Consider the following 6,790-nt stretch of genomic DNA (forward strand, 5'->3'; position numbering starts at 1 on the left):
CCGCGAGCAGTAGACGGGCGGGCGGCCCCGCACGGCCACGGCGAGCGGCGCGGCGCAGACGCGGCACCGATCCTGATTTTCGTCACGCACGAATACAGCTTACCGCTCACTGAAATGCGTGACGAAACCCGACATTCTCCCTCTTTTCATTGATACAGTCGTATCACCGAAACGGAACTCCGGCCGGAGGAGGCGGAATGAACGAGGGCTGGTACAGGCTCCTGTCCATCGTGGTGCTCATCGTGGGTGTCTGGGAGGGCCCGATGTCGATCGTCTACCGGCTCGTCAGTGATGACGGGGGTACGGTTCTGCGCGCGGCGAACTACCTCCCCTCGCCCTGGTGCTATGCCGTGGCGACCGCGGCGGCGCTCTTCGCGTACGGCGTGCTGGCCGTCCTCGACACGGGGCGCAAAAAGGCGCCGGCCCGCCAGAACGCCGCGTAGCGGCCTCCGCGGTCCCTCCCTCCCCCCGCGCGCTCAGGGTGACACCCGGCGGTCATGCGGTTGAGCTCCGGGCGCGCCGGTTACCCATCAGCCGCGGTCCCGTGCGCGGAAGCGGGTGCCGGAGGCGACAGGGAGCGTGGCGGGTGAAAGAGAAGGTCCGGGAGGCGGCGCTGACCGGCTTCGTGGCGCTGGACCGGCGGCTGCCGGCCGCCGAGGCGGCCAAGGCCCTGCTGCGCAAGGCGTTCCCCGACCACTGGTCGTACCTGCTGGGGGAGCTCGCCCTCTACAGCTTCGTCGTCCTGGTGCTCACCGGCTCCTACCTCACGCTCTTCTTCGATCCGGGCATGACGCAGAGCGTGTACGCCGGGCCCTACGAGCCGCTGCGGGGGCTGCGGATGTCGCAGGCCTACCTCTCGACGCTCGACCTGAGCTTCGAGGTGCGCGGCGGGCTGCTGATGCGGCAGGTCCACCACTGGGCCGCACTGATCTTCGTAGCAGCGATCGCCGTGCACATGCTGCGCGTGTTCTTCACGGGCGCCTTCCGCAGGCCCCGGGAAATCAACTGGATCGTGGGGCTGACACTGTTCGTCCTCGCGCTCCTCGAAGGGTTCGCCGGCTACTCGCTGCCCGACGACCTGCTGTCCGGGACCGGGCTGCGGACGGCCCACAGCATCGTGCTGTCGATCCCGGTCGTGGGCACATACCTGAGTTCGTTCATCTGGCGCGGGCCGTTCCCGGGACACGTGATCATGCCCCGGCTCTACGTCGTGCACGTGCTCTTCGTGCCCGGCGTGCTCATCGCCCTGATCACCGTGCACCTGCTCCTGGTGGTCTACCTCAAGCACACCCACTGGGCGGAGCGCGGACGGACCAACCGCAACGCGGTCGGGACGCCCATGTTCCCGCAGTTCGCCACCAAGTCCTCGGGGCTGTTCCTGATGCTGTTCGGCCTGCTGACCGCGCTCGGCGCGCTCGCGCAGGTCAACCCCGTGTGGGCCTACGGCCCCTACCGCGCCGACCAGGTGGCGACGGACGCCCAGCCCGACTGGTACGTGGGGTTCCTGGAGGGGGCCCTGCGCATCATGCCCCCGTGGGAGACCGTGCTGTGGGGGCACACCTTCATGTGGAACGTGCTCATCCCCGCGGTCATCCTGCCGGGTGTGCTGTTCACGGGCCTCTACCTGTACCCCTTCATCGAGAAGTGGGTGGCGGGCGACCGCAGCGAGCACCACCTGAGCGACCGGCCCCGCAACCAGCCCGCCCGGACCGCCCTCGGAGTGGCCGGCATCGTCTTCTACAGCGTGCTGCTGGCCGCCGGCGGGAACGACGTGATCGCGTTCTCCTTCCGGGTCTCCGTCAACACCCTGACCTGGATCTTCCGCATCGCGGTGGTCGCGGGTCCGGTGCTGGCCTTCTGGGTCACCAGGCGGATGTGCCTGGCCCTGCAGGCCCACGACCGCACGCTGCTGACGGAGGGCCACGAGAGCGGGAACATCGAGCAGGACGTCCAGGGCGGGCTGGGCGAGGGCCACGTGCCGCTGTCCGCCACCCGCGGCTACCGCCTGATGGTGCGTGAGATCCCGCGGCCGCTCGCGGCCCCCGCGGGGGAGCTGCCCCGCAGGCAGCGGCTGCGGCTGGCCCTGAGCTCGTGGTACTACCGCGACCGCGTGGAGATCCCGGTGACGCCCGAGCAGCGGCGGGCGATCGAGGAACGCACCGCTGCCCCGGTCGAGCCGGACGAACCCGCCCCGCCCGCGGGACCGAACGCACCGGCCGAGCGGGGCACGTAGCCGCCGGGCGCGCCGTCCCTACTGCAGCAGCCGGCGCTGGATGAGCCCCATGACCTCGGCCGGGCTGCGTCCGCCGTGGTCAAGGTCCAGGAGGCGGTTGCCGATCCACACCATGAAGCACAGCGTGCAGCGGACCTCGACGTCGTCGGGATCGGTGCAGAATTCGCCGAACAGCTCGCGCAGGTACTCCATCCGCCGGTTGTCCACGCGCCGCAGCCGTTCCGCCACGGCCGGCTCGCGCCGCGACCAGTCGCGTATCGCGAAGTCGGTGAAGATGTCGGTGAGCAGGCCGTCGCCGGAAGCGGCGACGGCGAACAGCCGCTGCAGCCTGGTCCGCGCGTCACCGCCGGCGGCCTCGACCTTCTCGATCACCCCCGTGGTCGCGTCCCCTTCCCAGGCGTCGAGCATCTCCTCGAGCAGGGCCTGCCGGTCGGCGAAGTGCCAGTAGAAGCCGCCCCGGGTGACGCCGAGCGCCTTGGCCAGCAACTCGATCCGCACCGCCTCCACCCCGCCGGAGGTCAGAGCCTGAAGGCCCGCGGCAATCCAACTGCCGCGCGGGGTACGCGCCACCGCCATGAGACAGGTCACCTCTCCAGCATCTATACAGCACTGTATGGATCATCCTACCGTCTTCCATACAGTGCTGTATGGAAGAGCGCACGGGCAGGTACGGCTGATTCCCCGACGGCGGGAGGTACGGCATGAACACCTCGACGAAAATCATGACGCGCGATACGGGCGCCGCGACGGCGGCCGTCGCGCGGCCGTGGGCCCTGTGGGCCGCCGTGGCCGTGGCGACGGTCACCGCGGCGCTGCACACGTTCGTACAGGCCGGCCCGACCGTCGACGCGCTGATGGCCGGCGACGCCGCCGCGGAGGCCCGGCAGGGGCTCCGGATGATGTGGCACGGCATGTCGGCGATCGCCTGGACCTACCCGGTCGTCCTGGTGCTCCTGCGGCACCGGCCGGCTGCCGTCACCAGGCCGGCACTCGGCTGCGTCGCGCTGCTGAACGGCGCACAGGCGGTGATGTACGTGGCGACCGGGCCGGCGGGCGACGGCATATCCGGGCTCCTGTCGCTGCCGGAGTGGGCACTGCACGCTCCCGTTGCGGTCCTGGCCTGGCTGGCCCGGCCGGCCCGGCCCCCGGGCAGGCCGGCGCCGAAGGCCCGCCGCAGCCGCGGACGGCTGGTGCTGCTGGGGCTCGCGATCGCCTTCTCCGGCTTCATGGCGGTCTTCCACACCGTCAGCGGCACCTTCGACTCCTGGCCGGCCGACTTGCTGGACAGCGACACCGCCCTCGACCCGAAACTGACCCTGTACGCGATGTGGCTCTTCAGCTGCGTGCTGTTCTGGACGCTCCCGCTGACCGTGCTGTGGTCGCTGCGGGCGGGCACGGAAGCGGGCCGGTTCCTCCTCTTCTACGCCGCCGTCCTCGTGACGGCCCTGGCGGTCTCATGGACCGTCTCGAAGGCACTCGGAGTCGCACCCGATCTGCCGCCGTTCGGGCCGGTGTCCCTCGGCCTCAACGCCGCTCTCACCGCTCTGAGCGCACATCCGCGGCCATGGCCGGGGAACCCGGTCGCCGAAGAGCAGCCGGACCCCGCCTAGTCGCGCTGGACGTACTGGAAGGACATCCCGCCCACGCCCGCGGCCAGGACGCCGAAGCCGATGATGAACAGCCACAGGCCGAAGACGATGCCCAGCGCCGAGAGGGCGGCGCCCAGGGCGGTCAGGGCCGGGTAGGCGCTGCGCGGCGGGAAGAAGTCCAGGGGGCCCGCCCGCTCGGCGATGTCGGCCTTCTTCCGGTCCTCCGGCCGGGCGCCCCGGCGGCGGTAGTTCATGGTGAAGAAGAAGGCCATCAGCGAGGCCATGACGAAGGAGACCGTCAGCGCCGCGGTCCCCGCGGGCTCACGGCCGGAGAGCCAGACGTAGACGGCTCCGGTGGCCAGGAAGAAGCCGGCGACGCCGGCGAAGAGGACCGCCTCTGTCTTCACTTCGGGATGCTCCTCGTCGGCGCCGCCTCCAGGACTTCGGGGTGGTGCAGGTCGAAGGCGGGGGAGTCGGACCGCACCCGCGGCAGGGCGTGGAAGTTGTGGCGGGGCGGCGGGCAACTGGTGGCCCACTCCAGGGACCGGCCGAAGCCCCAGGGGTCGTCCACGGTGACCTTCGGCGCGTGGCGTGCGGTGTGCCACACGTTGTAGAGGAACGGCAGGGTCGAGATGCCGAGCAGGAAGGACCCGATGGAGGAGACGGTGTTCATGAGCGTGAACCCGTCGGCGGCCAGGTAATCGGCGTAGCGCCGTGGCATGCCCTCCTCGCCGAGCCAGTGCTGCACCAGGAAGGTGATCTGGAAGCCGGCGAAGAGGGTGGAGAAGTGGATCCTGCCGAGGCGCTCGTCGAGCATCCGCCCCGTCCACTTGGGCCACCAGAAGTAGAAGCCGCCGAACATGGCGAAGACGACCGTGCCGAAGAGGACGTAGTGCAGGTGCGCGACGACGAAGTACGTGTCGGTGACGTGGAAGTCCAGCGGCGGGGAGGCGATGAGGACGCCGCTGAGGCCGCCGAGGAGGAAGGTGACGAGGAAGCCGACCGCCCACAGCATGGGGGGCTCGAAGGAGATGCTGCCGCGCCACATGGTGCCGATCCAGTTGAAGAACTTCACTCCCGTGGGAACGGCGATCAGGAACGACATCAGCGAGAAGAACGGCAGCAGGACGGCGCCGGTCGCGAACATGTGGTGCGCCCACACGCTGGCCGAGAGCATGGTGATCGCGATGGTCGCGCCGACCATTCCCGCGTAGCCGAAGAGCGGCTTGCGGCTGAAGACCGGGATGATCTCGGTGATCACGCCGAAGAACGGCAGGGCGACGATGTAGACCTCGGGGTGGCCGAAGAACCAGAACAGGTGCTGCCACAGCACCGCGCCGCCGTTGGCCGCGTCGAAGACGTGCGCCCCGAACTTCCGGTCCGCCTCCAGGGCCAGCAGGGCCGCGGTCAGCACCGGGAAGGCGAGCAGCGCCAGGATCGAGGTGAAGAGGATGTTCCAGGTGAAGACCGGCATGCGGAACATCGTGAGGCCGGGTGCGCGCAGGCAGACGATGGTGGCGATGAAGTTCACCGAGCCCAGGGTGGTGCTCAGGCCCGCGACCACCAGGCCCATCGCCCACAGGTCGCCGCCGGCGCCGGGCGAGAAGACGGCGCTGTTGAGCGGGGCGTAGGCGAACCACCCGAAGGGCGCGGCCCCGCCGGGCACGACGAATCCGGAGACGACCATCAGGCCGCCGAGCAGGAACAGCCAGAAGGTCATCGCGTTGAGGCGGGGGAAGGCCACGTCCGGGGAGCCGATCTGCAGGGGCATCACGGCATTGGCGAACCCGGCGAACATGGGCGTGGCGAACAGCAGCATCATGACGGTGCCGTGCATGGTGACCAGCTGGTTGTACTGCGCGGTGCTGACGATCTGCAGCCCCGGCCGGGCCAGCTCCGCCCGCATCACCATCGCCATCAGCCCGGCGAACAGGAAGAAGCAGAAGGCGGTCACCAGATACATGTTTCCGATCACCTTGTGATCGGTGGTGGTGAGGTAGGTGAGCATTCTGTTGCCCAGCCGGAGGTGCGGACTGCCGGCGGTCTCCGCCGTCCCCTCGGGTCTCTCCTGCTCCAGCTGCGGCATCGCCCCTCCGTGGGCCCGTGCCCGTTGCGGCGGGCGCCACGTGTGTAGCCGTGGCCGCCGTCGCGCAAACCAGGGATGGGCCATTCGGACGGGTGGGTCGCCGGCTCACTCGCGCGGCAGCAGGGAGCCCAGCGGGCCGAGGTCGAGGTTCAGGTCCCGCAGCTCCAGGCCGTAGTGCGCGCACAGCTCCCGCATGCGCCGCTCCAGCAGCATCAGCGTGAGGCCGAGCCGCTCCTCCTGCTCCTCGCTCAGCCCGCCCAGCTCCACCCGGCGCAGCGCCTGCGCCTCCATCAGCCGGCGCAGGAGTTCCACCACGGTCAGCACGATCGTGACGAGGTCGCGCTCGACGGCCTCCTCGTCGAGCTCCAGGCGGCGCGTCGTCATGGCTGCTCCTCCCCTTCGACCGAGCTGATGAGGGCGCGCAGGTCGACGCGGACGAGGTCGACGTCGGCGATGCTCAGGGTGAGGTCCCCGGCCAGCACGACGCCGCCCGCCAGCAGCCGGTCGAGGAGGTCGAGCAGCGACAGCCGCCGCTCGGCGAAGGGGCCGCCGCCGGCGCCGGTCACGGCGTGCCCGCGTCGTGGGCGGGTTCCCGCGAGGGCTCGCCCGTGACGAAGGAGTACGGCGCCCACGGCCCGGTCAGCTCCACGCTCAGCCCGTCCCGGGGCGCACGGCCGGCCAGCCCGGCGACGGCGGCGGTGAAGGCGGGGCCGCGCTCGCGGGGCACGAGGTAGGCGGCGTTGAGGACGTTGCGGCCCGGGTGCCCGGTGAGGCGGGGGTTCTGCGGAGGGTAGAGCCGGGTCTCCTCCGCGAGGGTGGCGAGGGCGGCGTGGATGCCGCGCGCGGCCTCGTCCACGTGCCGCCACTCCTCCTCGCGCGCCT

At 70.6% G+C, this 6,790-nt stretch carries 9 protein-coding genes; 3 read left to right on the top strand and 6 right to left on the bottom strand.

Annotation, left to right across the window (positions count from 1 at the left end):
* Positions 1-197 precede the first annotated feature (197 nt).
* Positions 198-443 (top strand): hypothetical protein, encoded by a 246-nt coding sequence (locus tag V7793_RS30415; protein ID WP_336012538.1) that lies wholly within the window; start codon positions 198-200, stop codon positions 441-443.
* A 143-nt stretch (positions 444-586) separates the two neighbouring features.
* A complete protein-coding gene (gene qcrB, locus V7793_RS30420) occupies positions 587-2,233 on the top strand; it encodes a cytochrome bc1 complex cytochrome b subunit (RefSeq protein ID WP_336012541.1) in 1,647 nt (548 codons plus the stop codon).
* Between the two features lie 18 nt (positions 2,234-2,251).
* Here qcrB and V7793_RS30425 read toward each other — a convergent pair whose 3' ends face one another.
* Positions 2,252-2,809: a TetR/AcrR family transcriptional regulator gene (locus V7793_RS30425; protein ID WP_336012544.1), complete on the bottom strand. Its 558-nt coding sequence runs from the start codon at positions 2,807-2,809 to the stop codon at positions 2,252-2,254.
* Between the two features lie 125 nt (positions 2,810-2,934).
* Between V7793_RS30425 and V7793_RS30430 the strand changes: the two genes are divergently transcribed.
* A complete protein-coding gene (locus V7793_RS30430) occupies positions 2,935-3,843 on the top strand; it encodes a hypothetical protein (protein WP_336012547.1) in 909 nt (302 codons plus the stop codon).
* On the opposite strand, the gene ctaF is transcribed toward V7793_RS30430, so the two are convergent.
* The 5 genes from ctaF to V7793_RS30455 all read right to left on the bottom strand — a co-directional run.
* Positions 3,840-4,229, bottom strand: a complete 390-nt coding sequence (gene ctaF / locus V7793_RS30435; RefSeq protein WP_336012550.1) for an aa3-type cytochrome oxidase subunit IV — start codon at positions 4,227-4,229, stop codon at positions 3,840-3,842. The two genes, V7793_RS30430 and ctaF, sit on opposite strands and share 4 nt — an antisense overlap.
* Complete coding sequence (gene ctaD / locus V7793_RS30440; protein WP_443058026.1) at positions 4,226-5,908, bottom strand: aa3-type cytochrome oxidase subunit I; 1,683 nt, start codon at positions 5,906-5,908, stop codon at positions 4,226-4,228. Before ctaD ends, ctaF begins: the two co-directional genes overlap by 4 nt.
* Before the next feature lie 105 nt (positions 5,909-6,013).
* Positions 6,014-6,292, bottom strand: coding sequence for a gas vesicle protein K (locus V7793_RS30445; protein WP_336012554.1), 279 nt, complete (start codon positions 6,290-6,292; stop codon positions 6,014-6,016).
* Positions 6,289-6,474, bottom strand: a complete 186-nt coding sequence (gene gvpJ / locus V7793_RS30450; protein WP_336012557.1) for a gas vesicle protein GvpJ — start codon at positions 6,472-6,474, stop codon at positions 6,289-6,291. Before gvpJ ends, V7793_RS30445 begins: the two co-directional genes overlap by 4 nt.
* A partial coding sequence (locus tag V7793_RS30455; protein ID WP_336012560.1) for a GvpL/GvpF family gas vesicle protein occupies positions 6,471-6,790 on the bottom strand: 320 nt, incomplete at its 5' end. The genes V7793_RS30455 and gvpJ, both read right to left, overlap by 4 nt.

Origin of the sequence: Streptomyces sp. KLMMK (assembly GCF_036961605.1) — a bacterium.
Taxonomy (GTDB): domain Bacteria; phylum Actinomycetota; class Actinomycetes; order Streptomycetales; family Streptomycetaceae; genus Streptomyces; species Streptomyces telluris.